We start from the raw sequence: 25036 nt of genomic DNA, 5'->3' as shown, positions 1-25036 counted from the left end.
ACGATGCTGTATGAAATCCTGTTCCCCATGGCCGGTGAGTTCGCGGTGCTTAACGTGTTCCGCTACCTGACCTTCCGCACGGGCGGCGCCGTCATCACGGCCCTGATCATCAGTTTCATGGTCGGCCCGGTGCTGATTGAGGTGCTGAAGGCGAAGCAGAAAGGCGGCCAGCCGATCCGCGACGACGGTCCGGAAAGCCACCTGATCACCAAACAGGGCACGCCGACCATGGGCGGGCTTTTGATCCTGATCGCCTCGGTCGTGGCGACCCTGTTGTGGATGGACTTGGCAAGCGGCTTCGTGTGGACGGCATTGGGCGTGACCATCGGTTACGGCGTGATCGGTTTCCTTGACGACTACCTGAAGGTGAGCAAGCGCAATTCCAAGGGCCTGCCCGGCAAGCTGAAATTGGTCCTGCAGATTTCCATCGCGGGGGTCGCCGCGTTCTGGGTCTCGGCACATCTGCCGGATCCCCTGGCGACCACCCTGGCCCTGCCGTTCTTCAAGAACGTGTTGGTCGATCTGGGCTGGATGTTCATCGTGTTCGCTTGTTTCGTCATGGTCGGCTCCAGCAATTCCGTGAACCTGACCGACGGCTTGGACGGGCTTGCCATCGTGCCGGTGATGATCGCCGCCGGGGTGTTCGCGCTGATCGCCTATCTGGTCGGCAACACCGTGTTCGCCAACTATCTGCAACTCCACTATGTACCCGGGTCCGGCGAACTGGCCGTGTTCATGGGCTCGCTGGTGGGGGCGGCGCTTGGCTTCCTTTGGTACAACGCGCCGCCGGCCAAGGTCTTCATGGGCGATACGGGATCCTTGGCGTTGGGGGGGGCCCTCGGCGCCGTCGCCGTCATCACCAAACACGAACTGGTGCTGGCCATCGTCGGCGGCCTGTTCGTGCTGGAGACCGTGTCCGTCATCGTGCAGGTGATTTCGTTCAAGCTGACCGGCCGCCGTGTGTTCCGCATGGCGCCCCTGCACCATCATTTCGAACAGAAGGGATGGGCCGAGGCCACCATCGTCATCCGCTTCTGGATTATCGCGACCATCCTGGCCCTCGCGGGCCTCGCCACTCTGAAGCTGCGGTGAGGGGGCGATGATCGACGTCTTCTATTTCTACAAAATGCCGGTCGCGGTCCTCGGCCTCGGCCGTTCGGGTCTGGCGACCTGCAAAGCGCTGATCGACAGTGATGCCGAGGTTTGGGCCTGGGACGACAACGAAGACAGCCGCCAACGCGCCCGCGAGATGGATATCCCCCTGGTCGATCTCTACACCTGCAACTGGCAGGAGGTGACGACCCTGGTGCTCAGCCCCGGCATTCCGTTCCACTATCCCGAACCGCATCCGGTGGTGAATTTGGCCAAGGCCGCCGGTTGCGAGGTCGTCAGCGATATCGAACTTCTGGCCCGCGCTCAGCGCGACGCGGCTTACATCGGCATCACCGGGACCAACGGCAAATCGACCACCACGTCGCTGGTCGGCCACATCATGCAATTGTCCGGGCGCGAAGCGGACATCGGTGGCAATCTCGGCCCGCCCGCCCTGTCGCTTGAGTCGCTGGGCGAGGGAGACACCTACATTCTCGAGATGTCGTCCTATCAGCTCGACTTGACGGTCTCCATCACCTGGGACATCGCGGTGCTGCTGAACATCAGCCCCGACCATCTGGACCGGCACGGCGACATGGACGGCTACGTCGCGGCCAAGCGCCAGATATTCCACCGCCAGACCGAACCCAAGTCGGCGATCATCGGCGTCGACGATAAATACTGCGAAGCGATCTACGAAGACCTGGCCGACGCGGGCGAGCAGGTCGTGGTGCCGATCTCGGGCGAACGGCGGATCCATGGCGGCGTCTACGTGGTCAACGGCATTCTGGTCGACGACATGGACGGCCAGGAAGTGCCGGTCACGGACCTCAAGGACATTCCCGCCCTGCAGGGGCCGCACAATTGGCAGAACGCGGCGGCGGCCTATGCCGCCTGCCGGCGTGCCGGGGTCGAAGGCCGGGTCATCATGGCCTGCCTGCAAAGCTTCCCCGGTCTGGTCCACCGCCAGGAACCGGTCGAGGTCGTTGACGGCGTTGCTTTCATCAACGATTCCAAGGCGACCAATGCCGCCGCCGCCGCCAAGGCGCTGGTCTGCTACGACACGATCTATTGGATCGCCGGCGGCCGCCCCAAGGAAGGCGGCATCACGGGGCTTGCCGAGTATTTCCCGCGCCTCAAACACGCCTATCTGGTCGGCGAGGCGGCGCTGGGCTTCGGTCAGACGCTGGACGGTAAGGTGCCCTTCACCATTTCCGGCGAGGTCAAAAAGGCGGTCGATCAGGCTTTTGCCCAGGCCAAAAAAGACAAGGCGGAGAAACCCGTGGTCCTGCTGTCGCCGGCTTGCGCGTCGTTCGACCAGTTCGCCAGCTTCGAGGACCGGGGCGATGCCTTCAAGGATGCGGTCGAGGCGTTGCCCGGCAAGCATCTTGACCCGACCGAAGCGCCCGATGCATTCAGGGCCGACATCGCGGGGGAGGCTGTCTAGATGAGCACCCTTGCCCGCACCGACAATTCGATCCTGGCCCGCTGGTGGTGGACGGTCGACCGTTGGAACCTTGCCGCCGTCGCTGTGCTGGCCATGACCGGCGCGGTGCTGGCCCTCGCGGCTTCACCGCCGGTGGCATTGCGCCTGGGGCTCGATACCTACTATTTCGCAAGCCGTCAGGTGCTGTACCTGGGGATCGGCCTGTTCGTCGTTGTTTGCACGTCGCTGCTGTCGCCCAAGGGCGTGCGGCGTCTTGCCATGGCCGTGCTGGCCGGGTCCATGATGCTGATGGTGGCGGTGCTGGCCGTGGGGCCGGAAATCAAGGGGGCGACGCGCTGGCTCAGCTTCGGCGCGATGTCCTTGCAACCGTCGGAATTCGTCAAGCCGGCCCTTGCCGTGACTGCGGCTTGGTTCTTCGCCCAGGCCCGGCTGCAGGAAGGATACCCCGGAAATCTGGTTGCCACGGGCCTGTTCCTGATGGTCGCGGCCTTATTGTTGATGCAACCGGACGTGGGCATGACCATGGTGGTCGCCGCCGTCTGGGCCGTGCAGTTCTTCCTGGCGGGACTGCCCATCGTCATGGTCATGGGCATCGGTCTGGCCTTCCTGATGGCCAGCGTCGGCGCCTACTTCACCTTTGGCCACGTGCGCGCGCGGGTCGATCGTTTCTTCGATCCCTCGGCGGGCGAAGGCTATCAGGTCATGCGTTCGCTCGACGCTTTCCACAACGGCGGCCTGACCGGGCGCGGCCCGGGCGAAGGCCGGGTCAAGGAAGTGCTGCCCGACGCCCATACGGATTTCATCTTCGCCGTCGCCGGCGAGGAATTCGGCATGCTGGTCTGTGTCGCCATCGTCGGCCTGTTCGCCTTCGTGGTGATCCGTGGTTTGTCGCGTGCCTACAAGGACGACAACCTGTTCGTGCTGCTGGCCTCGGCCGGTCTGCTGGTCCAGTTCGCGGTCCAGGCCATGATCAATCTGGCGTCGACCCTGCATTTGATCCCGCCCAAGGGCATGACCCTGCCGTTCGTGTCCTACGGGGGGTCTTCCACAGTGGCTATCGCGCTGGGCTTCGGCATGATGCTGGCGCTGACCCGCCTGCGCCCGGGTGAAGGGGGGGCGCGATGACGGATAAAATGACCGGACATTTGGCCGTTCTCGCCGCCGGCGGCACCGGCGGGCATGTGTTCCCGGCGGAAGCCCTGGCGGCTGAACTGAACGCGCGGGGCTACCGCCTGGCGCTGATCACCGACCGCCGGGGCGGTGGTTTCGGCGGCGCCCTGGCCGACCTGGAAACCCATCACATTCGCGCCGGCGGCATCGCCGGCAAGCGCTTCACGGCGCGGTTGGAAAGCGTGTTTGAACTGGGGCTCGGGATGCTGCAGGCCCGCAAGCTTCTGGCGAAACTGAAGCCCGATGCGGTCATCGGCTTTGGTGGCTATGCCTCGGTGCCGACCATGATGGCGGCGACTTGGGCCGGGCTGGCCACGGCGATCCACGAACAGAACGCGGTGCTGGGCCGCGCCAACCGCCTGCTGGCGACGCGGGTCCGGCGCATCGCAACCTCCATCGACGGCACGCAGATGGTGCCGGAGGCGGCCAAATCGAAGATCCACCTGACCGGCATGCCCGTGCGCCCCACCGTGCTGGCGGCGCGGGATACGGCCTATGACGAGATCACCGATCGCGGGCCGCTCAACCTGCTGGTCACCGGCGGCTCGCAAGGGGCGCGGGTGCTGTCCGACGTGGTGCCGGCGGCGCTGGCGTCGTTGCCTGATGCCCTGAAGAAACGCTTGAACGTAACTCAGCAATGCCGGGCCGAGGATCTGGAACGTGTCGGCGCCGTCTATGCCCAGGCCGGGATCAAAGCCGACTTGAACAGCTTCTTCGACGATGTTCCCCGTCGCCTTGCGGCGGCGCATTTGCTGATCGCGCGGGCCGGGGCCTCCACCGTCGCCGAGATGACGGCCATCGGCCGCCCGGCGATCCTGGTGCCCTATCCCCATGCCATCGACAACCACCAGTTCGCCAATGCCCAGGCCGTGGACGAGGCCGGGGCCGGCTGGCTGATGGCCGAGGATGTGTTCACCGCCGAACGTCTGGCCGGTCGGCTGACCAGTCTGTTCGAAAGCCCGCGCCATCTGGTCCATGCAGCCCGCGCGTCGCGGCGTATCGGGCGGCCCGATGCGGCCCATGCCCTGGCCGACATGGTGACGGACATGATGCCCAACGGACATTCCGGCGAAGGGAGGCGGGCAGCATGAGAGCGCTTCCCCTCGACATCGGTCTGCTGCACTTCGTCGGTATCGGCGGCATCGGCATGAGCGGCATCGCGGAGGTGCTGCATTCGCTGGGGTATTCGGTCCAGGGATCGGACATCGTCGACAGCGCCAATGTGAAGCGCCTGCGCGATATGGGCATCGACGTCCGTGTCGGCCATGACGCCGCCAACTTGGGATCGGCCCAGGTCGTCGTCGTGTCCTCGGCCGTGAAGCCCGACAATCCGGAGGTCGTGGCTGCGCGCCAGAACCTGATCCCGGTCGTTCGCCGGGCCGAAATGCTGGGTGAGTTGATGCGCCTGAAATGGTCGATTGCGGTGGGCGGCACCCATGGCAAGACCACAACGACTTCCCTGGTGTCCGCCGTGCTGGATGGTGCCGGGCTCGACCCCACGGTCATCAACGGCGGCATTATCAATGCCTACGGCACCAACGCGCGCCTGGGCACCGGCGACTGGCTGGTGGCCGAAGCCGATGAAAGCGACGGTACCTTCCTGAAGCTGCCGTCGACCATCGCCGTGGTCACCAACATCGATCCGGAACATATGGAGCATTACGGCGACTTCGACACCTTGAAGCGCGCCTTCGTGCAGTTCGTCGAGAACATTCCCTTCTACGGTTTCGCGGTCCTGTGCATCGACCATGCCGAAGTCCAGAATCTGATTCCCCGGGTGTCCGACCGCCGTGTCGTGACCTATGGTTTCAGCCCCCAGGCCGACGTGCGCGCCGTCAATATGACGCCGGGCTTGGACGGCATCGCCTTCGACGCCGTGATCCGGGACCGCAAGACCGGTGAGACCCGCGAGATCGCGGACCTGCACCTGCCCATGTACGGTCAGCACAACGTGCAGAACGCCCTGGCGGCCATCGCCATCGCCAATGAAATGATGCTGTCCGACGCCGACGTGGCGCGGGCATTGGCCAAGTTCGGCGGGGTCAAGCGGCGGTTCACCCGCACGGGCACCGTCGGCGGGATCACCGTGATCGACGATTACGGCCACCATCCGGTGGAGATTTCCGCCGTCCTGGCCGCGGCCCGCGACGCCACCAACGGCCAGGTCATCGCCGTGGTGCAGCCGCATCGCTACACCCGCCTGCGCGATTTGTTCGAGGATTTCTGCACCTGCTTCAACGACGCCGACGCCGTGGTGGTCGCCCCCGTTTATGCAGCGGGCGAAACACCGATCGATGGCATCGACCGGGACTCTCTGATCGAGGGGTTGAAGGTCCATGGTCACCGCAAGGTGGTCGCCCTGGAGGCCCCCGAGGATCTGGCCCGTATCACGCTCGACCTCGCCAAAAGCGGCGACTTCGTCGTTTGCCTGGGCGCGGGCACGATTACCCAATGGGCCAACGCCCTGCCGGAACAGTTGCAGGAACTGGGCGGCGGGCTGCGTGAAATTCCCGGCGGCAACGGTAAAGGCGGGGAGGTCAGCGCATGATGGCGGTCCGCTACGATACGACGCTGCTCGACCGGCTTGCACCCGTGCGCGGCCGGCTGACGGCGAATGCTGCCCTGGCGGGTTTTTCCTGGTTCCGCGTCGGCGGCCCGGCCGAGGTGCTGTTCGAGCCGGCGGACGCGGACGACCTTGCGGTGTTCATGGCGAACCTGCCCGTCGACGTGCCGGTCACGGTGATCGGCGTGGCGTCAAACCTTCTGGTCCGCGACGGCGGTGTCGGCGGGGTGGTGATTCGTCTGGGCAAGGCTTTCGCGGAAATTTCCGTCGACGGCGACGTGGTTACTGCCGGGGCCGGGGCCATGGACGTCAATGTTTCCCGCGCCGCCCGCGACGCGGGTCTTGCGGGTCTTGAATTCCTGATCGGTATTCCGGGCACGGTGGGCGGTGGCTTGCGCATGAACGCCGGGGCTTACGGCGCCGAAGTTTCCGATATTTTCGCGGCCGCATGGGCAGTGACCGGCAGGGGAGAGGTTGCGGCCCTCTCCCCGGCCGACATGGCCTTTACCTACCGCCACTGCGGCCAGCCGGACGACGTGATCTTTACCCGGGCGGCGTTCCGGGGCACGCCCGACGACGTCGATGCCATTTCAGGGCGCATGGCCGACATCCAGAAGGCGCGGGGCGAAACCCAGCCCGTGAAATCGCGCACGGGCGGATCGACCTTCGCCAATCCGGATGGCCACAAGGCCTGGGCGCTGATCGACGAAGCCGGTTGCCGTGGTCTGACGCGGGGCGGGGCCCAGGTATCGCCCCAGCATTGCAACTTCTTGATCAACACGGGCAATGCCACGGCGGCGGACCTGGAAGGCCTGGGCGAGGAAGTTCGGCGTCGGGTGCTTGAGGAGACCGGGGTTGAACTGCATTGGGAAATCCGCCGCATCGGCGTGCCGTCCCTGCCCAAGGCGCGGGAGGTCACGCCATGACCGGTCATGTTGCCGTGCTGATGGGCGGCTGGTCCGCCGAACGCGAAGTTTCCTTGGTATCGGGTGCTGCTTGCGCCAAGGCCCTGCAGGATGCCGGGTATCAGGTCACGACCATTGACGTGCAGCGCGACGTGGGTGCGCTGATCACGCGTCTTTATCCGCGTCCGGACGCCGTGTTCAACGCGCTGCATGGCCGCTTTGGTGAGGACGGCTGCATCCAGGGTCTGCTCGACATCCTGGGCATTCCCTACACCCATTCGGGCGTGCTGGCCTCCGCCGTCGCCATGGACAAGCCCATGGCCAAGCGCCTGTTCGAGGCCGAAGGCATTCCCGTCGCTGATCACGTCGTCACCACCATCGAGGCCGCCCGCGCCAAGGAACCCATGGCCCGGCCCTATGTCGCCAAGCCTATGAACGAAGGGTCCAGTGTCGGCGTGCATATCGTCCGTGAAGGCGACAACGAGCCGCCGTTCGAAGGTTCGGGTTGGAGCTATGGCGAGTTGGTGATGATCGAACGCTATATCCCGGGCCGCGAGCTGACCGTCTCAGTCATGGGCGGCAAGGCCTTGGCGGTCACGGAAATCACCACCGGGCGAGGGTTCTACGATTACGACGCCAAATACGTGAACGGCGGGTCGATCCATGTAATCCCGGCCGAGGTCGACAAGAGCGTCTACGACCAGGCAATGGACCTGTCCGAACGCGCGTTCAAGGCGATCGGCTGCCGCGGCGTGGCGCGGACCGATTTCCGCTACGACGGCGACACCCTCTACATGCTGGAAATCAATACCCAACCGGGCATGACGCCCACATCCCTGGTGCCGGAACAGGCCGCCCATGCGGGCCTGTCCTTCCAGGATCTGGTCGTCTGGATGGTTGAACAGGCGGAGTGCGATTGATGGCCGACAAGAAGACCGAAGCGAACGATACCCAGACGGCGGGTACCCGCCGCGCCCGCAAGTCAGGAGCGCCCAGAAAGCGCGTTCTGCGCGGGCAGGTGAGCCGTGCCGTCGGCATGGGTGCTCTGGTTGCCGTGCTGGCCGGTGCGGGTGGCGGCGGATGGTGGGTGTGGTCCAACGATATCGTGCCGCAGTTGTACGCCAAGGCTCAGACTTGGACGGTCGATCAGACGGCCGAAGTCGGTCTGCGCATCGACGACATCTTCGTGACCGGGCGTTCGCAGACCACGCGCGACGACCTGCTGGCCGCGCTCAAGCTGACCCGGGGGGCGCCGATCTTCGGTTTCGACCCGGACGAAGCCCGCGAACGGGTCGAGAAATTGTCCTGGGTCAAGCGTGCGGTGGTCGAACGCATGCTGCCGGGCACGGTGATGCTGCATATCGAGGAACGTTCGCCGCTTGCCCTTTGGCAAAACAAGGGCGTGTTTCATCTGATCGACGATGAAGGCGTGGTGATCCTCAACAAGGGGCTGGAGAGATTTTCCGACCTGCCCATCGTGGTCGGCCCCGAAGCGCCCCAGCACGCCAAGGCGCTTCTGGAAACGCTCCAGGCCGAACCGGATTTGATGAACCAGGTGCGGGCGGCCGTGTGGGTGTCCGGGCGGCGCTGGACCCTGACCCTGGACAACGGCATCGACGTGCAACTGCCCGAGGATGATCCCGGCGGCGCCTGGCTGCGGCTGGCGGAGTACGAGCGCCAGCACAAGGTCTTGGACCGCGATGTGGAGGTTCTCGATCTGCGCCTGCCGGACCGCCTGATCGTGCGCAAGGCCGCCAAACCGCGCCCGCCCCGAAAGCCTAAAGGCCAGGAAACGTGAGAATAACCAAGGACCATATGAGACGACGGCCATGAACAAACCATTGGGAAATGCAAAACCGCGCAGCGGACTGATCGCCGCCTTGGACCTGGGTTCATCCAAGGTTTCCTGTGTGATCGCGCGCCTGACCACGGGTGTGTCGAGCAACCAGGTGACGGCGCGGGTCGTCGGCATCGGCCATCAGAAATCCCACGGCCTGAAATCGGGCAGCGTGATCGACCTGGACGCCGCCGAGGCGACCATCCGGGCCACGGTCGAGGTTGCCGAGTCCATGGTCGGCGAGAACATCCACAAGGTCTTCGTCAACCTGTCCTGCGGCAAGCCCAAGTCGAAGCTGGTCGCCCATGAGGCGGAGATCGGTGGTCGTGAGATCGAGGAGGCGGACCTGTACCGCGTGCTGACGGCGGAACAGGTGACCGCCGGCACTCCGGCCGACCGGGAGTTGATCCATTCCATCCCCGTCGGTTATTCGGTTGACGATAATCGCGGTGTGCGGGACCCGCGCGGCATGTATGGCTCGCGCCTGGGCGCCAATGTGCATCTGGTGACGGCGCAACGGGGCCCGGTCAAGAACCTGCGCACGGTGATCGACCGCTGCCAGTTGGAGATCGAGGCCATGGTGGCGACGTCCTTCGCCTCCGCCCTGGCGTGCCTTGTTGATGACGAACGGCAACTCGGCACCACCTGTATCGACATCGGCGGTGGTGTCACGTCGCTGGCCATCTTCTGCGACGGCGAACTGGTTCATACGGACGTCATCCCCCTGGGCGGCGGGCATATGACCAACGACATCGCGCGCGGCCTGTCGACGCCCCTGGAAAGCGCCGAGCGCATGAAGACGCTGTTCGGCTGCGTCATTCCGTCGCCGTCCGACGACGCGGAAATGATCACCGTGCCGTTGATCGGCGAAGACAAGGAAGCGGCTCAGACACAAGTGCCGCGATCGGTTCTGGTCGGCATTGTCCGGCCACGGGCCGAGGAAATCATGGAACTGGTGCGCGACCGTCTGGCGGCCAGCGGGTTCGACAAGGCCATCGGCCAGCGCGTGGTGCTGACCGGTGGGGCGAGCCAGCTGTCCGGATTGGCGGAACTCGCCGGAGACGTGCTCGGCCGTCAGGTTCGCCTGGCCCGGCCGCGCGGGGTCGAGGGGCTATCGGAAGCGGTTTCGGGGCCGGGGTTCGCAACCTCGGTCGGGTTGATCCGCTATGCCGTGGAAAACCCCTTGGAAGTGGCTGGGGGCGATTTTCAGCCGATCAAGGAACGCAGTGGTGCCTTCGGGCGGTTCGGCCAATGGCTGCGGGAGAATTTCTGAATGAGCAATGAACAACATGTTTTCAACCAATCCCCTGAATGTATCCACGGCGGGTCCGGTCGTAGTTGCATTTATTCAGGCGGCAAGTAATCATCGGAGGCAGAGAAATGACCATTAAAATTACAGTACCGGAAGATCACGACGCGCCCGAATTGAAACCTCGGATCAGCGTGATCGGTGTCGGCGGGGCCGGTGGCAACGCCATCAACAACATGATCGCGGCCAATCTCGAAGGTTGCGACTTCATTGTCGCCAACACGGACGCCCAGGCCATCAAGGGCTCCAAAGCTGATCGCCGTATCCAGCTGGGTACGGGCGTGACCAAGGGCTTAGGCGCGGGCTCCAAGCCCGAAGTCGGCAAGGCCGCCGCCGAGGAATCGATCAGCGAAATTCTCGACGAACTGCATCAGTCCAACATGGTGTTCATCGCCGCCGGCATGGGTGGTGGGACCGGCACCGGGGCGGCGCCGGTGATCGCCAAGGCCGCGCGCGAGCACGGCATTCTGACGGTCGGCGTGGTGACCAAGCCTTTCCAGTTCGAAGGCAGCCACCGCATGCGCCTGGCCGAACAGGGCCTGGATGAACTGGCGGGTTATGTCGATACCCTGATCATCATCCCCAACCAGAACCTGTTCCGCGTCGCCAACGAGAAGACGACCTTCGCCGACGCCTTCAAGATGGCGGACGACGTGCTGTATTCGGGCGTGCGCTCGATCACCGACCTGATGGTGATGCCGGGTCTCATCAACCTGGATTTCGCCGACGTAGAGTCCGTCATGCAGGGCATGGGCCGGGCCATGATGGGCACGGGCGAGGCCGCCGGCGAACGCCGGGCGCTCGACGCGGCGGAAGCGGCTATTTCCAACCCGCTTCTGGACGACGCCTCCATGCGGGGCGCGCGCGGTGTGCTGATCAACATCACGGGCGGCGAGGACATCACGCTGTTCGAGGTCGATGAAGCCGCCAACCGGGTCCGTGCCGAAGTTGACGAGGACGCCTATATCATCATCGGCTCCGCTTTCGATCAGTCCATGGAAGGCAGCATGCGGGTGTCCGTCGTGGCCACCGGTCTGGAAGCCGCCGAAGGTGAACAGCCGTCGCACCTGCATATCCTGAACCAGGCCCAGCGCATCGCGCCGGTCCGCGTGCCTCGGCCGGAAGAAGAGCCGAAGGCCGCCGCGCCGTCGATCGTCACCATGCGGGACGAGCCCGTTCCGGCCCCCGAGCCGGCGCCGGAAATCACCGACGACGTCGCCGAATCGGCTGCCGATTCGCTCGATTCCGAGGCCATGGATGTGGTTGCCGAGGACGATGCCGACCCCATCGCGGTCCTGGACAGCGCGCCGGAAGCCGCCGAAGCGGCCCCGGCGGAAGTGCAGCCCCGGGTTCCGGCGGCCATGCCGGGGGTGGGCAACGTGGAATCCTTCATTCCGCAGCGCGCCGTCGAGGTTGAAGACGACGATGCCATGGACGGCCCGGCGAGCGGTTCCGATCCCTTCGAAGTGGCGGCCATGGTCAACGGCTCCAATGCTGATGACGATACCTCCAGGATGGGCGGGTTGCTTCGCCGGCCCAAGAAGGAAGGCGGCGGTCTGTCGCTGTTCGAGCGGGTCACGGGCACCGGACGGGCCAAAAAACCCGAGGAAACCGTTGTTTCCGAACCGGCCCCGGCGGCACAACCGGCCGCGACATCCGAGCGGGGCACCATCGACGCCCTGATCCGGTCGCGTACGGCAACACCGCAAATGGCGGAAAACCCGGCCCCGTCACCCGTTCAGGCGCCGGCCCCAGTGCAAGCGGCCCCGGTCCAGGCCGCCCCTGTCAAGGCGCCCTTGGGCGGGGTTGATCCGGCTGATCGGCTGCCCTCGGCGGAAACGGAAGATGACCTTTTGGACATCCCGGCCTTCCTCCGCCGTCAGGCCAACTGAAGGGACGGTGGAACACCGTAACATTCGGAAACAATTAGTGATTTGAGGGGATCCCAGGTTCTGTTTATTCAAGAGCCTGGGATTTCTTCAATTCTGCCGCACCGTGTCGAAGCGAGAATCGCACGATCGGGGATGCGGTTGAAAATTACGACTTTGGGGGCCTGCGCCGGACGTTCCGGGCAACAGTCTCGAAAAAAAGAAAGAAACAGGGAACCTTATGGGTTTGATCACCGTCGGCCAGAAAGACCTGCAGACCAAAGCAACGCCTAAGACAGTTGCGATCAAGGAAGCCGTTCGCCAACGGACCTTGAAGGAAGCGGTGTCCCTGACCGGGATCGGTCTGCATTCCGGCGCGCCGGTGACCCTGACCCTGCATCCTGCCCCCGCCGATCACGGCATTCATTTCCACCGCACCGACATGTCCGAAAACGGCTCAATCGCCGCGCGCTGGGACTGTGTTTCCGACACCCGCATGTGTTCGGCCCTGTCCAACGACCAGGGTGTTTCCGTGGGGACGGTCGAACACCTGATGGCGGCCCTGGCCGGCTGCGGCATCGACAACGTGCGGATCGAACTGGACGGCCCGGAAGTGCCCGTCATGGACGGCAGTTCCCAACATTTCGTCGATATCATCCGCGCCGCCGGTGTGGTGGCGCTTGACGCCGACCGCCGCGTGATCCGCGTTCTCAAGCCGGTTTCCGTGGAAACCGACCACGGCCGCGCCGAACTGACCCCGTCGCCGGTGTTCTCGGTCGATTTCGAGATTGAATTCAAAAGCCAGGCCATCCGCCGCCAGCATCTGCGGCTTGGTGTCGTCAATGGCGCGTTTTGCAAGGAACTGGCCAATGCGCGGACCTTCGGCTTCATGCACGAGGTCGAAGCCATGCAGAAGGCCGGTCTGGCCCGTGGCGGTTCTCTCGACAACGCCATCGTGATTGACGGCGACAAGATTCTGAATGACGGTGGTCTGCGCCATGACGACGAGTTCGTGCGCCATAAGGCCTTGGACGCGGTCGGCGACCTGTATCTGGCCGGCGGCCAGATCATCGGCGCCTACCGGGCTGAACGGGCAGGCCATGCCATCAACAACGCGCTGCTGCACAAGCTGTTCGCCGATCCGGACGCCTGGTGCTACGACGTTCTGCGCGGTGACGAATCGAAGACCGCCATGGACGGCGGCATCAAGGCGGAAGCCGCCGTCGTCTAACGGGGCGGAAATAATGCGGATTGCGGCGGCGCCTTGGGGCGCCGCTTTCATTTTCTCCTGTCCCTGCCTTGCAATCCCGCGAAACCGGGCCAAATCCCGTGGAAAAGGGGATATTGGCCTTTTTCAATTGGTTTCCCCGCGTGATATATTCGCCGCTCCCGGCACGCCCTGCTCCGACTGGATAGGGCCGTCCGACCTTGAGACCTGACACAGCAGATCAGCCGCCGATGCGCATATCCGACCGGATTAGAATCCTCATTCCCGTCCTGGCGGTGTCGCTGGCGGTTTCCGCCTGCTCGATCTTCGAGGATGACAAGCCCGCCTACGTGGAAAAGCCCGTGGACGAGTTGTACAACCGCGGCGTCGACCTGATGGGCAGCCGCAAGTTCGCCGATGCGGCGCTGACCTTCGAAGAGGTCGAGCGCCAACACCCTTATTCGGTCTGGGCCACCAAGGCGCAGATCATGGCGGCTTACGGCTATTACAAGTCGAACAACTATCAGGAAGCCATCGCCGCACTCGACCGTTTCATTCAACTGCACCCGACCCATGAGGATGTGGGCTATGCCTACTATCTGAAGGGGCTGGCTTATTACGAACAAATCTCCGACGTCACCCGTGATCAGCAGATGACGACCCTGGCGCTGCAAAGCCTGAAGGAAGTCGTCACCCGCTTTCCCGATTCGAAGTTCGCCCGCGACGCCAAGTTCAAGATGGAACTGACCTATGACCATCTGGCCGGCAAGGAGATGGAGATCGGGCGCTACTATCACAACCAGCATCAGTATCTGGCCGCCATCAACCGCTTCCGCGCCGTCGTCGACAAGTATCAGACGACGACCCATGTGCCCGAGGCCCTGCATCGTTTGACCGAGGCCTATCTTGCCCTCGGCCTCAAGGACGAAGCGCGCAAGACCGCTTCGGTTCTGGGCCATAACTTCCCGGGCAGTGAGTGGTACATGGATTCCTATGAAATGCTCACGGGTGAGCAGGTCCGGCCCCAGGCGGCGGAAGAGAAGGCCTGGTACGACCGTCTGAAGTTCTGGTAACCGGCCCATGCTGACGCACCTGACCGTCAGGGATGTCGTACTCATTGATCGCCTGGTGCTGGATTTTCCGGCCGGGCTCTGTGTGCTGACCGGCGAAACGGGGGCCGGAAAATCGATCCTCCTGGATGCCTTGGGTCTGGCGCTCGGGGGGCGGGCCGAGGCCCGCCTTGTGCGCGCCGGTGCCGGCCCCGCAACCGTCACGGCGGCCTTTCAGGTCTCCGCGGGGGCACCGGTCCTGGCCGAGCTTGAGGAACATGGCATTCCCCCCTTGGACGACAGCGGCGACGGCGGCGGCCTGATTATCCTGCGCCGCACGTTGGGGGTGGATGGGCGCTCACGCGCTTTCATCAATGATGCGCCGGTCAGCGTCGGCCTGTTGAAGCGGGTCGGCGAGGATCTGGTCGAAATTCATGGACAGTTCGACAATCAGCGTCTGCTGAACCCGGTTCAGCACCGGGCATTGCTGGATGCCTTCGGCGGCCTGGCCAAGGCCGGAGAAATCTGCCGCAAAGCCTGGACCGTCTGGCAGGACGCCGCCCAGGCCCGCGCCCAGGCAGCCGAGGCCCTGGAAGCCGCCCGTCGGGATGAGGAATTTCTGCGCCACGCCGTGGGCGAACTGTCGGCCCTGGCGCCGCAGGCCGGTGAAGAGAGCGAACTGGCCAAGGAACGCTCCATGATGATGCACGGGGAAAAGGTCGTCGAGGCCATGAACCGGGCCAAGGCGAGCCTGAGCAGCGGCAAGGGGGTCGAAAGCGCCCTGCAGTCGGCCCTTCGCGATCTGGAAGGTGTCGCCGAAAAGGCGGCGGGGGCGCTGGAAGGGCCCATCGCCGCCCTCGGCCGGGCCCTGGACGAGACGGCGGAAGCCGAGACCCTGCTGGACCGCGCTTTTCAATCCGTGGACCTGGACCCCCGCAAGTTGGAACAGACGGAAGAACGCTTGTTCGCGCTGCGCGCCCAGGGCCGCAAGCACAATGTCCCGGTCGATGGCTTGGCTGATCTGCTGGCGGGGATGGAGGCACAGCTTGCTGCGCTGGACACCGGATCCGGCGACCTGCAACGCCTGGAACAGGCCGAGGCCGAGGCCCGCAAAGGCTACATCCGCGCCGCCGGGGATCTGAGCCAGGGGCGCAAGACAGCGGCGGCGAAACTTGACGCGGCGATTCTCAAGGAATTGGAGCCTCTGCACCTGAAGGGGGCGCGGTTCGAAACCCGGCTGACGACCCTGGACGAGGATGCTTGGGGCCCGGCGGGGACGGAAAAGGCACAGTTCCTGATCGCCACCAACCCGGGGGCCGAACCAGGGCCCCTGAACAAGATCGCATCGGGGGGTGAGCTGGCGCGCTTCATGCTGGCGCTGAAAGTGGTGCTGGCGGATGCCGACCCGGTGCCGACCCTGATTTTCGACGAAGTGGACGCCGGGATCGGCGGCGCCACGGCGGCGGCCGTGGGTGAGCGGCTGGCCAAACTGGGCCGGGCCGTACAGGTCCTGGTCGTCACCCATTCGCCCCAGGTCGCGGCCCAGGGAGCAAGCCACCTGAAGGTCCGCAAGGCGTCCCAGGACGACAGTGCGGCGACCACCGTCGCAGTGCTGGACGCCGATGCCCGGCGCGAAGAAATCGCCCGCATGCTGGCCGGCACGGAAGTGACCGAGGAAGCCCGCGCGGCGGCGATTTCCCTGTTGGACCGCCGGGCGTCGTAATGTCGGAATCGGACGGCCTGCGTGACATTCCCGTCGACCGCCTGCGGCCCGAGGACGCGGCGATCGAGCTGGAACGCCTGGCCGCGGAAATCGCCGCCCATGACGAGGCCTATTACCGGAACGACGATCCGGCGATTAGCGATGCCGCCTACGATGCGCTGAGACAGCGCAACGAGGCCATCGAGGCGAAATACCCCAAACTGATCCGCGCCGACAGCCCGTCCCAACGCGTCGGCGCCGCCCCGGCGGAGGGCTTCGCCAAGGTCGTTCATTCCGTGCCCATGCTGTCCCTGGCCAATGCGTTCAGCCAAGACGACGTGGCCGACTTCCTTGACCGGGTGCGACGCTTCCTCAACCTGCCCGCCGACGAAGCGGTCGAGGTCATGGCCGAGCCCAAGATCGACGGCCTGTCGGTCACCGCGCGTTACGAAAAGGGCCGCTTCGTCATGGCGGCGACCCGGGGCGATGGCCGGGAAGGGGAGAACATCACCGAAAACCTGCGCACATTGCAGGACCTGCCCGACCGCATCACGGCCAAGGACTTGTTGGGTGCTGGCGTGCCCGAGGTGCTGGAGGTGCGGGGCGAGGTCTATATGGCCAAATCCGATTTCCTGGCCCTCAACGAACGCCAGGAAGCCGCCGGGGCCAAGGTCTTCGCCAATCCGCGTAACGCCGCTGCTGGCTCCCTGCGCCAGAAGGACCCTGCCGTCACGCGGGCCCGGCCGCTTCGCGTGTTCTTCTATTCCTGGGGGGAGGTTTCGGACGTGACCTGGAAAACCCAGGCGGAATTCAATGACCGGCTGGTGGATTGGGGCTTTCAGGCCAACCCCCGGGCCAGGGTCTGCCGCTCCCTCGACGAGATCATGGCCGAATACGCGCGGACGGAGGCTGACCGCGCCGGGCTCGACTACGACATCGACGGCATGGTCTACAAGGTCAACCGCCTCGATTGGCAGGAACGCCTGGGCCAGGTGTCCCGCGCGCCACGTTGGGCAACGGCGCATAAGTTCGCCGCCGAAAAGGCGACCACGGTGCTGGAAAAAATCACCATCCAGGTCGGGCGTACGGGCGTGCTGACGCCGGTCGCCAACTTGACCCCGGTCACTGTCGGCGGCGTGGTGGTCGGCCGCGCGACCCTGCATAACGAGGACTACATTGCGGAAAAGGATATCCGCGAAGGCGACACGGTGGTCATCCAGCGGGCCGGCGACGTGATTCCCCAGGTGGTCGAGGTCGTCCCCGACAAGCGCCCGGCGGGGGCAGCCCCCTTCGTCATGCCGGACACCTGCCCCGAATGCGGCAGCCTGGCGATCCGCGAGGAAGGGGCAGCGGCAAAACGCTGCACGGGCGGCCTGATCTGCCCGGCCCAGGCGGTCGAGCGGCTCAAGCATTTCGTGTCCCGCGACGCCTTCGACATCGAAGGCCTGGGCGCCAAGAACATCGAGGCTTTCTGGGGCGAGGGCTGGCTGACATCCCCCGCCGACATCTTCGATGTCGACGGCCTGACGGCGAAGCTCGACGGCCGCGAGGGATGGAAGGAAAAATCCATCGACAATCTGCGCAAGGCGATCGAGGAACGGCGCAAAATCGGCCTCGACCGCTTCATCTATGCGCTGGGCATCCGCCAGGTCGGGCAGGCGACGGCCCGGCTCCTGGCCCGCACTTACGGGTCTTATCAGGGCCTGAAGGCCGCCATGGCCGCCGCCCAGGACCGGGATGGGGAGGCTTACGCGGAACTGATCGACATCGACCAGATCGGCCCCGCCGTGGCCGACGACCTGCTGGGCTTCTTCGCCGAGGATCACAACCAGGAAGTCCTGGCGGCGCTGGAGGCCGCGCTGGATATCCAGGACATGGTCGCCGCCGATACCTCAAACTCTCCCGTGGCGGGCAAGACCGTGGTCTTCACGGGCACGCTGGAAACCATGGGCCGGTCCGAAGCCAAGGCGAAGGCCGAAAGCCTGGGCGCCAAGGTATCGGGCAGCATCTCCGCCAAGACCGATTACCTCGTCGCCGGGCCGGGGGCGGGCTCCAAGCTGAAGAAGGCGGAAGACCTGGGCGTCACGGTGCTGACCGAGGACGAATGGCTGGCACTGGTCGGCCGGACCTAGAGCGTCATGCCCCACCGCCGCCAGCCGTCCTTTTCCGTCCCGCCGAGACTTTCGTAGAACGCCTTCGCCCGCGCGTTCTTGGGCAGCACGTTCCATTCCACCCGCTCAAACCCGCCCGCCCGGGCATGGTCCAGGACCGCATCCATGAGGGCGCGGCCGACACCCCGGGCGCGCCAGGGCTCGGTCACATAGAGCATTTCCAGTTCCAGGGACGGTTTCGCGGCATAGGCATAGGGGATTGCGAATACGGTTGCGAAGCCGATCAGGTCTCCGCCCGGGGCTTCCGCCAGGACGGCTTGGAGGGCAGGCGGGGTGGCTTGGGCGCGGCGGGCGATCTCCGCCGCCGTGATGGACAGCAGCTCCGGCCAGCCCTCGAAGGCCGCCAGGCCGTCCATCAGGGCCAGCAGGCCCGGCGCGTCGGCGTCGGCGCGGTCGGCGGTCATCCAGCGGATCGTCGCATCGGTTTTCATGGCGCCCCGAGTCTATCAGCGGCGCTGTTCGGGGACCACGCAAGAGGTGCGGACTAACGTCCCAAGCCCCTTAAACGGGCTCTGTCATAAAAATTTTTTGCCCCGGACAAAGGTGCAAAAAGTGCGCCTGGCGCGCGCGCGGAACGGCCCGAAAAGCAGCCTGAAAAATCCGGATAATATTGTTTTGGTTCAATTTATTACCCGGGGTCCGAAACAGCGGGTTCGTTGAGGGGGGTGCTGCGGGTGGTCCGCGCATCGGTGCAATGCAAAAAGATGTGATCCGTTTTGAGAATTAGTTCTTTACAGCGGGGTCGTTCGACTTTAAATCGCCGGGTTCGGGCTCCCCGTGAGGCCGATTGGTGAGGCTGTTTTGGGAGTTTCCCATGCGATGGAAAAGTTCCCCTCTGCACGTGCGCTGGCTCGTTCGTTAGCGCCTATCAATCCGGTAACGTGTCTCCGGCCGCATGCGGTCCGACGCGCGGTTCACTTTTTCCTTAACGAGTTCCCTGGCGAGATTCTCTACGCCGTCAAGACCAACCCCAGGCCGGAAGTCCTGGACGAAGTCTATGACGCTGGGGTCCGGAATTTCGATGTCGCCTCGTTGGCGGAGATCGAGCTGATCGCCGGGCGATACCCCGACGCCAGAATGGCCTTCATGAACCCGGTGAAGAACCGGGACGTGATCCGCCGCGCCTACGAGGAATTCAGGGTGCGTCACTTCGTGCTCGATTCCGAGGAGGAGTTGAAGAAGATCGTCGAGGCGACGGGCCATGCCCAGGACCTCAGCCTTCTCGTTCGCCTGGCCGTTCCCAACCACCATTCGGAACTGGAACTGTCGTCCAAGTACGGCGTGCAGCCCGATGCGGCTCCCGATCTGCTGATCGCGGCCCGTCAGGTCGCCAGCCGCCTGGGCGTCGCCTTCCACGTCGGCTCGCAATGCATGCAGCCGTCGGCCTGGGGCACGGCGTTGCACATGGTTCGTGATCTGATCCTGAAGTCCGGGATCATCCTCGACATCGTCGATGTCGGGGGCGGTTTTCCGTCGGTCTATCCCTACATGACGCCGCCGCCGCTGACCGATTACATGCATGAAATCACGGCCGCCGTCGACAAGCTGCCGATTTCGGAATCTTGCGAAATCTGGGCCGAACCCGGCCGCGCGCTGGTTGCCGAAGGCGGGTCCACCCTGGTCCGCGTCGAAATGCGCCGGGGCGATAACCTGTATATCAACGACGGCACCTACGGCAGCCTGTTTGACGCCGGGTCGTTGAACTTCATCTACCCGGTGCGCCCGATCCGTACCGAAGGCCGGTTCCAGAAGCCGCTGATCGGTTATGCTTTCTACGGCCCGACCTGCGACAGCCTGGACCACATGAAGGGGCCGTTCTATCTGCCCGCCGACATGCGGGAAGGCGACTATATCGAAATCGGCCAGACCGGCGCCTACGGCTGCGCCATGCGGACCAAATTCAACGGCTTTCATTCCGATGAAACCGTCGCGGTCCAGGATGAACCCATGTTGACGGCCTATGGCGACCGTATCGCCGCGCAAAATGACACGACCACCGGTCTTCCCGGCTCGGCCGTGCTGCTGGAGCAGATGAAATGAAAACCTCGGAACAGAAGATGGCCGACGAAAAAGCGGCCCTGCTGAGCAAGACCGTCGAACACGTCGACATCACCAAGATCGACGCCCGGCCGATTATCGACAGCATGTCGAAGATGTCGTTCACCTCGCGCGATCTGGCGCGGGCGACCGGCATCTACAACGACATGCTGGCCGACAAGGACTGCACGATCTTCCTGACGCTGGCGGGCTCGACCTCGGCCGGCGGCTGCATGAAGGTCTATGCCGACCTGATCCGCTACAACATGGTCGATGCCATCGTCTCGACCGGGGCCAGCATCGTCGACATGGACTTCTTCGAAGCGCTCGGCTTCCGCCACTATCAGGGCTCGCCGGACATCGATGACAACTATCTGCGTTCGCAGTACATCGACCGCATCTACGATACCTACATCGACGAAGAAGAACTGCAGGCCTGTGACCATGCCATCGGCGAAATCGCCGATGGGCTGGAACCGCGTGCCTATTCGTCGCGGGAATTCATCCGCGAAATGGGCCGCTACCTGTCCGAAGGCAAGGCGCGGAAGAAGGATTCCCTGGTTCAGCTGGCTTACGAGCACGATGTGCCCGTGTTCTGTCCGGCGTTCACGGATTCCAGCGCCGGGTTCGGCCTGGTCCTGCATCAGGTGCGCAATCCGAACAACCACATGACCATTGATTCGATTGCTGATTTCCGTGAACTGACGGACATCAAGATCAAATCCGGGACCTCGGGTCTGCTGATGGTCGGCGGCGGCGTGCCCAAGAACTTCGTGCAGGACACGGTGGTCTGCGCGGAAATCCTCGGCCACGAGGTCGACATGCACAAATACGCCGTGCAGATCACGGTCGCCGACGTGCGTGACGGGGCCTGTTCCAGCTCGACCCTCAAGGAGGCGTCCTCCTGGGGCAAGGTCGACACGGCGCTGGAACAGATGGTCTATGCCGAAGCCGGCAGCGTCATCCCGCTGCTGTGCAGCGACGCCTATCACCGCGGCCATTGGAAAGACCGGCCGAAGCGCCGCCACGCCAAGCTGTTCGACTGAACTTAAGGACGTCACAGTGAAAATTCTGCCTCCTGAAGAGGGCTTCCTCGGCCTGAGCGGGGACGACGTTGCCGACGCGGCTGAGAAGCCCGGCGTGACGATCGTCCCCTATGGCCTGGAAGCCTCCGTCAGCTACGGCGGCGGCACGGCGGCTGGGCCGCAGGCGATGATCGACGCCTCCCATCAGGTCGAACTGTTCGACGAAGAGCTATGGCGGGAGCCGTGCCGAGATTTCCATCTGAACACCCTGGCCCCGTTCGATATCCCCACGGATATTCCGGCCGCCCTCGACCAGTTGGCGGGGGTCGTCGGCGGGATTCTCGACGAGGGGCGCTTTCCGCTGACCTTCGGCGGGGAGCATTCGATCACGCCGGGGGCGATTCGCCCCTTTGTCGAACGCTATCCGGACCTGTGCCTGCTGCAGTTCGACGCCCATGCGGACCTGCGCGACGGCTATGAGGGGGAGCATTTTTCCCACGCCGCCGCCATGCGCCGCTGCCTGGATCATCCCGGCCTGTCGATCGTTTCGGTCGGCATCCGCAACATCTCGTCCGGGGAAATCCCGTTCCTCGACGCCAACCGGGACCGCATCCACATCTACTGGGGCAAGGATCGGCGGGACTGGGACGTGGACCGGATCGTCTCCCACCTTGCCGGAAAGACGGTCTACATCACCTTCGATCTCGACGGCTTCGATTCCAGCCTGATGCAGGCCACGGGCACGCCGGAACCAGGCGGCGTGTTCTGGGATGACGCCGTGCGCATCATCCGGGCGGCCAACAAGGTCGCGGGAAAGGTCGTGGGGGCGGACATCAACGAACTGGCCCCTATCGAAGGCCTGCATTCGTGCAACTTCCTGGCCGCCAAGCTGGCTTACAAGATCCTCGCCTATCGATTCACGGACGGGCTGTCCAAGGCAGCCTGACACGGCGTCATCGCGCTTGCGTGCGGACAAAATAAAAGGGGCTCCGGAGGAGCCCCTTTCGTTGTTCTTGGTGTTTCCCCGAAAGCTTAGTGCAGCTTGCCGGGCAGGGCGCCGATGGCGTCGTCGATCAACTGATCGGCCTTCTTGCCCTTGATGCTGTCGGCCAGAACCTGGCGCGTGGCGGCCATGGCGACCTCGACCGTATGGGCCTTGAGGTGATCGAGAGCGGCGGCTTCGGCCTGGGCCAGACGGTCCGTGGCCTGCTTTTCGCGGCGTGCCAGGGAATCTTTCAAGCGCTGTTCGCCTTGCTTGGCCATGCGCTCGGCTTCTTCCTTGGCGGCGGTCACGATCTTGTCCGCTTCCTTCTGGGCGTCGCGCTGTTTCTTCTGGTAGTCAGCCAGCAGCTTCTGCGCTTCCTCGCGAAGCTTTTCCGCCTCTTCGATGTCGGCCTTGATCTTGTCGGCCCGCTCATCGAGGGCACCGGCGATCAGGCCCGGCACCTTGAGGTAGACCAGCACGCCGATGAAGGCGGCGAAGGCAGTGGCGACCCAGAATGTGGGATCTTGCAGCATATGGTCCATGATCCGCTTCCTTCCTAGGCTTGACGCGCTTTGGCGGCGCCGGCCACGGCCTTTTCAAGGGCCTTGGCATCCGGTGCTTCGCCGGTCAGCCGCTCACAAGCGGCGGCCGCGACGTCGGACGCCATGGCGTCAAGGCTCGCCAGGGCGCCCTGAAGCGCCTTGTCGATGGTTGCCTCGCCTTCCTTGATGCGGGCCTGCAGGGTCTGGGAAAGCTTGCTTTCCTCAGCATCCTGCTTGGCCTTCAGGTCGGCCTGCACCTTAACGATTTCCTCGTGCGCCGTGGCACGGGCGTCGGCCAAGGCCTTTTCATAGGCCTCGATGGCGGCTTCGGCCTCGGCCTTCAGTTCCGCCGCGCGCTCCAGGTTCTGCTCGATCTTCTTCTGCCGCGCCTCAAGGGCGCCGCCGATCCGGGGCACGCAGACCTTCCACATGACCAAGAACATGGCGGTGAAGGAAATCACCAGCCAGATGATCTGGGGCACGTAGGTTGTGAAGTCCAATTGAGGCATGGAAAGACCTCTTTATCCGAAAGCCGTTGATCCTTGGGTCAGCCGTCCGAAGACGGAATGCCGTGACCGGGACGGAATCCGCCCCGGGCCCGCGCAAGACCGAAAGATCAGCCGAACAGAATGACCAGGGCGATAACCAGCGCGAACAGCGCGATGGCTTCCACGAGGGCGAAGCCCAGCATGGTCATGGGGAACACGGCGCCCTGAGCGGAGGGGTTGCGGCCCACAGCCTGAATGAACGAGGCAAAGATGGTACCGATGCCGATACCGGAACCAATCACGCCGATAACGGCCAGGCCGGCACCGAGCAGCTTCGCAGCTTGAACTTCCATGGGGTTGATCCTTTCTTGATGCTAAATCTTGAGTGTGTGAGTTGACTGGTGAATGGGGTTGTTTCGTTGCCCGTGGCTGATCTGCGATGCCCTAGTGAAGGTGCAGGGCGTCGTTCAGGTACAGGCAGGTCAGAATGGTGAACACGAAGGCCTGCAGGAAGGCGATGACGATTTCCAGGCCCGTCAACGCGACCACGAACAGCCAGGGCGCCACGCCGAACACACCAAGCGAAATGATGAACCCGGCGAACACCTTCAGCAGCGTGTGTCCGGCCAGCATGTTGGCAAACAGACGGACGCTGAGGGAGATGGGGCGCGACAGATAGGAAATGATCTCGATCGGGATCAGCAGCGGCGCCATGAGAATCGGCACGCCCGGCGGCATGAAGAACGAGAAGAAGTGCATCTTGTGCTTGGCCAGCGCAATCAGCGTCACGCCGACGAAGATCACCGCCGCCATGGTGAAGGTCACCACGATGTGCGACGTGAAGGTGAAGCTGTAGGGGACCATGCCCAGCAGATTGCCGAACAGCACGAACATGAACACCGTGAAGATGAAGGGGAAGTAGTTGCGGCCCTCGGATCCGACCGTGTCCTTCACCAGATTGGCGATGAACACGTAGGAGAGTTCCGCAATCGACTGCCAGCGCCCGGGAACCAGGGCGTTGCGGCGCATGCCCAGGATCAGGAAGGCGCTGACCACGACCACCGTCGCCACCATCATAAGTGCCGAGTTGGTAAAGGATGCGTCAATGCCGCCGAAATCTAGCGGCACAAGTGTTTTGATCTCGAACTGAGCGAGCGGGCTGTGCTTATCGGCCAAGGCTCGGTTTCCCGTCTGTCTATAGCGCGTTTATGCGGGTGCGTTTTTATCGGCGATCTGCATCGTCGGTCGGATTTTCATCCTGTTGATACCCCGCGGCGTAACCGTAGCCACGGGCCATCCGATAGACGTTCAGAATGCCGGCGCATCCCCCTAGGATTATGAACACCAACATGAGCCAGGGCTTGGTATCGAGCCACTTATCAAGCAGCCAACCGATACCCAGCCCAACGGCGACGGCGGAAACTAACTCAATGCCGACACGAAATGCAAGGCTAAGAGCGCTATTTGGCGGCTCCTTGTCGCGATTTTTCTGCGCTTGCGAAAACCCGCCCTTGTCCAGGGCGCCGTCGATGCGCTTTTGCAGGCCGTCCAGGTCCGAATGGGGCCGTTCGTCGGTCATGTAAAATACCTAGGCATGAAGGGGTTTAGATATCAGGCGGGAACAATAGCACCCGGGGGG

The 25036-nt window shown here is 64.1% G+C and carries 23 protein-coding genes; 17 read left to right on the top strand and 6 right to left on the bottom strand.

Going from position 1 to position 25036, the window contains the following annotated elements; translation table 11 throughout:
- Window positions 1–3 precede the first annotated feature (3 nt).
- From mraY to ligA, 14 genes are all read left to right on the top strand, one after another.
- Window positions 4–1092 (top strand): phospho-N-acetylmuramoyl-pentapeptide-transferase, encoded by a 1089-nt coding sequence (gene mraY, locus KFF05_13435; GenBank protein UTW50927.1) that lies wholly within the window; start codon window positions 4–6, stop codon window positions 1090–1092.
- A 7-nt stretch (window positions 1093–1099) separates the two neighbouring features.
- A complete protein-coding gene (locus tag KFF05_13430) occupies window positions 1100–2539 on the top strand; it encodes a UDP-N-acetylmuramoyl-L-alanine--D-glutamate ligase (protein ID UTW50926.1) in 1440 nt (479 codons plus the stop codon).
- A complete protein-coding gene (locus KFF05_13425; GenBank protein UTW50925.1) occupies window positions 2540–3664 on the top strand; it encodes a cell division protein FtsW in 1125 nt (374 codons plus the stop codon).
- Window positions 3661–4800 carry an undecaprenyldiphospho-muramoylpentapeptide beta-N-acetylglucosaminyltransferase gene (gene murG / locus KFF05_13420; protein UTW50924.1) on the top strand — a complete coding sequence of 380 codons (1140 nt, stop codon included), beginning with the start codon at window positions 3661–3663 and terminating at the stop codon, window positions 4798–4800. The genes KFF05_13425 and murG overlap by 4 nt, the downstream gene beginning before the upstream one ends.
- A complete protein-coding gene (locus tag KFF05_13415) occupies window positions 4797–6257 on the top strand; it encodes a UDP-N-acetylmuramate--L-alanine ligase (protein UTW50923.1) in 1461 nt (486 codons plus the stop codon). Before murG ends, KFF05_13415 begins: the two co-directional genes overlap by 4 nt.
- A complete protein-coding gene (gene murB / locus KFF05_13410) occupies window positions 6254–7198 on the top strand; it encodes a UDP-N-acetylmuramate dehydrogenase (protein UTW50922.1) in 945 nt (314 codons plus the stop codon). The genes KFF05_13415 and murB overlap by 4 nt, the downstream gene beginning before the upstream one ends.
- Window positions 7195–8097: a D-alanine--D-alanine ligase gene (locus KFF05_13405; GenBank protein ID UTW50921.1), complete on the top strand. Its 903-nt coding sequence runs from the start codon at window positions 7195–7197 to the stop codon at window positions 8095–8097. The genes murB and KFF05_13405 overlap by 4 nt, the downstream gene beginning before the upstream one ends.
- The gene (locus tag KFF05_13400) at window positions 8097–8975 is read left to right on the top strand and encodes a cell division protein FtsQ/DivIB (protein UTW50920.1); all 879 of its coding nucleotides are present in this window, start codon (window positions 8097–8099) and stop codon (window positions 8973–8975) included. Before KFF05_13405 ends, KFF05_13400 begins: the two co-directional genes overlap by 1 nt.
- A gap of 31 nt (window positions 8976–9006) precedes the next feature.
- Entirely contained in the window at window positions 9007–10287 is a 1281-nt protein-coding gene (gene ftsA, locus KFF05_13395) for a cell division protein FtsA (protein UTW50919.1), read from the top strand.
- Window positions 10288–10394: 107 nt separating this feature from the next.
- The gene (gene ftsZ / locus KFF05_13390) at window positions 10395–12215 is read left to right on the top strand and encodes a cell division protein FtsZ (protein UTW50918.1); all 1821 of its coding nucleotides are present in this window, start codon (window positions 10395–10397) and stop codon (window positions 12213–12215) included.
- 217 nt (window positions 12216–12432) lie between these two features.
- The gene (locus KFF05_13385; protein ID UTW50917.1) at window positions 12433–13422 is read left to right on the top strand and encodes a UDP-3-O-acyl-N-acetylglucosamine deacetylase; all 990 of its coding nucleotides are present in this window, start codon (window positions 12433–12435) and stop codon (window positions 13420–13422) included.
- 227 nt (window positions 13423–13649) lie between these two features.
- A complete protein-coding gene (locus KFF05_13380; protein ID UTW50916.1) occupies window positions 13650–14471 on the top strand; it encodes an outer membrane protein assembly factor BamD in 822 nt (273 codons plus the stop codon).
- A gap of 7 nt (window positions 14472–14478) precedes the next feature.
- Window positions 14479–16170 (top strand): DNA repair protein RecN, encoded by a 1692-nt coding sequence (recN, locus tag KFF05_13375; protein ID UTW50915.1) that lies wholly within the window; start codon window positions 14479–14481, stop codon window positions 16168–16170.
- The gene (gene ligA / locus KFF05_13370) at window positions 16170–18281 is read left to right on the top strand and encodes an NAD-dependent DNA ligase LigA (protein UTW50914.1); all 2112 of its coding nucleotides are present in this window, start codon (window positions 16170–16172) and stop codon (window positions 18279–18281) included. Before recN ends, ligA begins: the two co-directional genes overlap by 1 nt.
- On the opposite strand, the gene KFF05_13365 is transcribed toward ligA, so the two are convergent.
- Window positions 18278–18751, bottom strand: coding sequence for a GNAT family N-acetyltransferase (locus KFF05_13365; GenBank protein ID UTW50913.1), 474 nt, complete (start codon window positions 18749–18751; stop codon window positions 18278–18280). The two genes, ligA and KFF05_13365, sit on opposite strands and share 4 nt — an antisense overlap.
- Window positions 18752–19139: 388 nt before the next feature.
- On the opposite strand from KFF05_13365, the gene KFF05_13360 reads away from it, so the two are divergent.
- The 3 genes from KFF05_13360 to speB are packed head-to-tail and all read left to right on the top strand — an operon-like array spanning window position 19140 to window position 22328.
- Window positions 19140–20360 (top strand): type III PLP-dependent enzyme, encoded by a 1221-nt coding sequence (locus tag KFF05_13360; GenBank protein ID UTW50912.1) that lies wholly within the window; start codon window positions 19140–19142, stop codon window positions 20358–20360.
- Between the two features lie 17 nt (window positions 20361–20377).
- Window positions 20378–21403, top strand: a complete 1026-nt coding sequence (locus KFF05_13355; GenBank protein ID UTW53714.1) for a deoxyhypusine synthase — start codon at window positions 20378–20380, stop codon at window positions 21401–21403.
- A gap of 16 nt (window positions 21404–21419) precedes the next feature.
- On the top strand, window positions 21420–22328 hold the full coding sequence (gene speB / locus KFF05_13350) for an agmatinase (protein UTW50911.1): 909 nt from the start codon (window positions 21420–21422) through the stop codon (window positions 22326–22328).
- A gap of 86 nt (window positions 22329–22414) precedes the next feature.
- Here speB and KFF05_13345 read toward each other — a convergent pair whose 3' ends face one another.
- From KFF05_13345 to KFF05_13325, 5 genes are all read right to left on the bottom strand, one after another.
- Window positions 22415–22900: a F0F1 ATP synthase subunit B gene (locus KFF05_13345; protein UTW53713.1), complete on the bottom strand. Its 486-nt coding sequence runs from the start codon at window positions 22898–22900 to the stop codon at window positions 22415–22417.
- Window positions 22901–22923: 23 nt separating this feature from the next.
- Window positions 22924–23418, bottom strand: a complete 495-nt coding sequence (locus KFF05_13340; GenBank protein UTW50910.1) for a F0F1 ATP synthase subunit B' — start codon at window positions 23416–23418, stop codon at window positions 22924–22926.
- Window positions 23419–23525: 107 nt separating this feature from the next.
- A complete protein-coding gene (locus KFF05_13335) occupies window positions 23526–23750 on the bottom strand; it encodes a F0F1 ATP synthase subunit C (GenBank protein UTW50909.1) in 225 nt (74 codons plus the stop codon).
- Between the two features lie 91 nt (window positions 23751–23841).
- Entirely contained in the window at window positions 23842–24573 is a 732-nt protein-coding gene (locus KFF05_13330; protein ID UTW50908.1) for a F0F1 ATP synthase subunit A, read from the bottom strand.
- A 46-nt stretch (window positions 24574–24619) separates the two neighbouring features.
- Window positions 24620–24976 (bottom strand): AtpZ/AtpI family protein, encoded by a 357-nt coding sequence (locus tag KFF05_13325; protein ID UTW50907.1) that lies wholly within the window; start codon window positions 24974–24976, stop codon window positions 24620–24622.
- Between the last annotated feature and the right edge of the window lie 60 nt (window positions 24977–25036).

Source organism: bacterium SCSIO 12827 (assembly GCA_024397995.1).
GTDB lineage: Bacteria > Pseudomonadota > Alphaproteobacteria > Rhodospirillales > Casp-alpha2 > UBA1479.
Note: the sequence above shows the minus strand (reverse complement) of the source record. Positions and strands in the feature narration are given on the sequence as shown.

What these genes read in the sequence shown, in the direction of transcription:
- KFF05_13335 (UTW50909.1), bottom strand. Translation starts at nt 23,750, where the DNA reads ATGGAAGTTCAAGCTGCGAAGCTGCTCGGTGCCGGCCTGGCCGTTATC.
- KFF05_13345 (UTW53713.1), bottom strand. Translation starts at nt 22,900, where the DNA reads ATGCTGCAAGATCCCACATTCTGGGTCGCCACTGCCTTCGCCGCCTTC.
- recN (UTW50915.1), top strand. Translation starts at nt 14,479, where the DNA reads ATGCTGACGCACCTGACCGTCAGGGATGTCGTACTCATTGATCGCCTG.
- KFF05_13415 (UTW50923.1), top strand. Translation starts at nt 4,797, where the DNA reads ATGAGAGCGCTTCCCCTCGACATCGGTCTGCTGCACTTCGTCGGTATC.
- KFF05_13355 (UTW53714.1), top strand. Translation starts at nt 20,378, where the DNA reads ATGGCCGACGAAAAAGCGGCCCTGCTGAGCAAGACCGTCGAACACGTC.
- KFF05_13425 (UTW50925.1), top strand. Translation starts at nt 2,540, where the DNA reads ATGAGCACCCTTGCCCGCACCGACAATTCGATCCTGGCCCGCTGGTGG.
- KFF05_13365 (UTW50913.1), bottom strand. Translation starts at nt 18,751, where the DNA reads ATGAAAACCGATGCGACGATCCGCTGGATGACCGCCGACCGCGCCGAC.
- KFF05_13385 (UTW50917.1), top strand. Translation starts at nt 12,433, where the DNA reads ATGGGTTTGATCACCGTCGGCCAGAAAGACCTGCAGACCAAAGCAACG.
- KFF05_13380 (UTW50916.1), top strand. Translation starts at nt 13,650, where the DNA reads ATGCGCATATCCGACCGGATTAGAATCCTCATTCCCGTCCTGGCGGTG.
- KFF05_13340 (UTW50910.1), bottom strand. Translation starts at nt 23,418, where the DNA reads ATGCCTCAATTGGACTTCACAACCTACGTGCCCCAGATCATCTGGCTG.
- KFF05_13400 (UTW50920.1), top strand. Translation starts at nt 8,097, where the DNA reads ATGGCCGACAAGAAGACCGAAGCGAACGATACCCAGACGGCGGGTACC.
- murG (UTW50924.1), top strand. Translation starts at nt 3,661, where the DNA reads ATGACGGATAAAATGACCGGACATTTGGCCGTTCTCGCCGCCGGCGGC.
- KFF05_13360 (UTW50912.1), top strand. Translation starts at nt 19,140, where the DNA reads ATGGAAAAGTTCCCCTCTGCACGTGCGCTGGCTCGTTCGTTAGCGCCT.
- ligA (UTW50914.1), top strand. Translation starts at nt 16,170, where the DNA reads ATGTCGGAATCGGACGGCCTGCGTGACATTCCCGTCGACCGCCTGCGG.
- KFF05_13430 (UTW50926.1), top strand. Translation starts at nt 1,100, where the DNA reads ATGATCGACGTCTTCTATTTCTACAAAATGCCGGTCGCGGTCCTCGGC.
- murB (UTW50922.1), top strand. Translation starts at nt 6,254, where the DNA reads ATGATGGCGGTCCGCTACGATACGACGCTGCTCGACCGGCTTGCACCC.
- ftsA (UTW50919.1), top strand. Translation starts at nt 9,007, where the DNA reads ATGAACAAACCATTGGGAAATGCAAAACCGCGCAGCGGACTGATCGCC.
- mraY (UTW50927.1), top strand. Translation starts at nt 4, where the DNA reads ATGCTGTATGAAATCCTGTTCCCCATGGCCGGTGAGTTCGCGGTGCTT.
- KFF05_13405 (UTW50921.1), top strand. Translation starts at nt 7,195, where the DNA reads ATGACCGGTCATGTTGCCGTGCTGATGGGCGGCTGGTCCGCCGAACGC.
- ftsZ (UTW50918.1), top strand. Translation starts at nt 10,395, where the DNA reads ATGACCATTAAAATTACAGTACCGGAAGATCACGACGCGCCCGAATTG.
- KFF05_13325 (UTW50907.1), bottom strand. Translation starts at nt 24,976, where the DNA reads ATGACCGACGAACGGCCCCATTCGGACCTGGACGGCCTGCAAAAGCGC.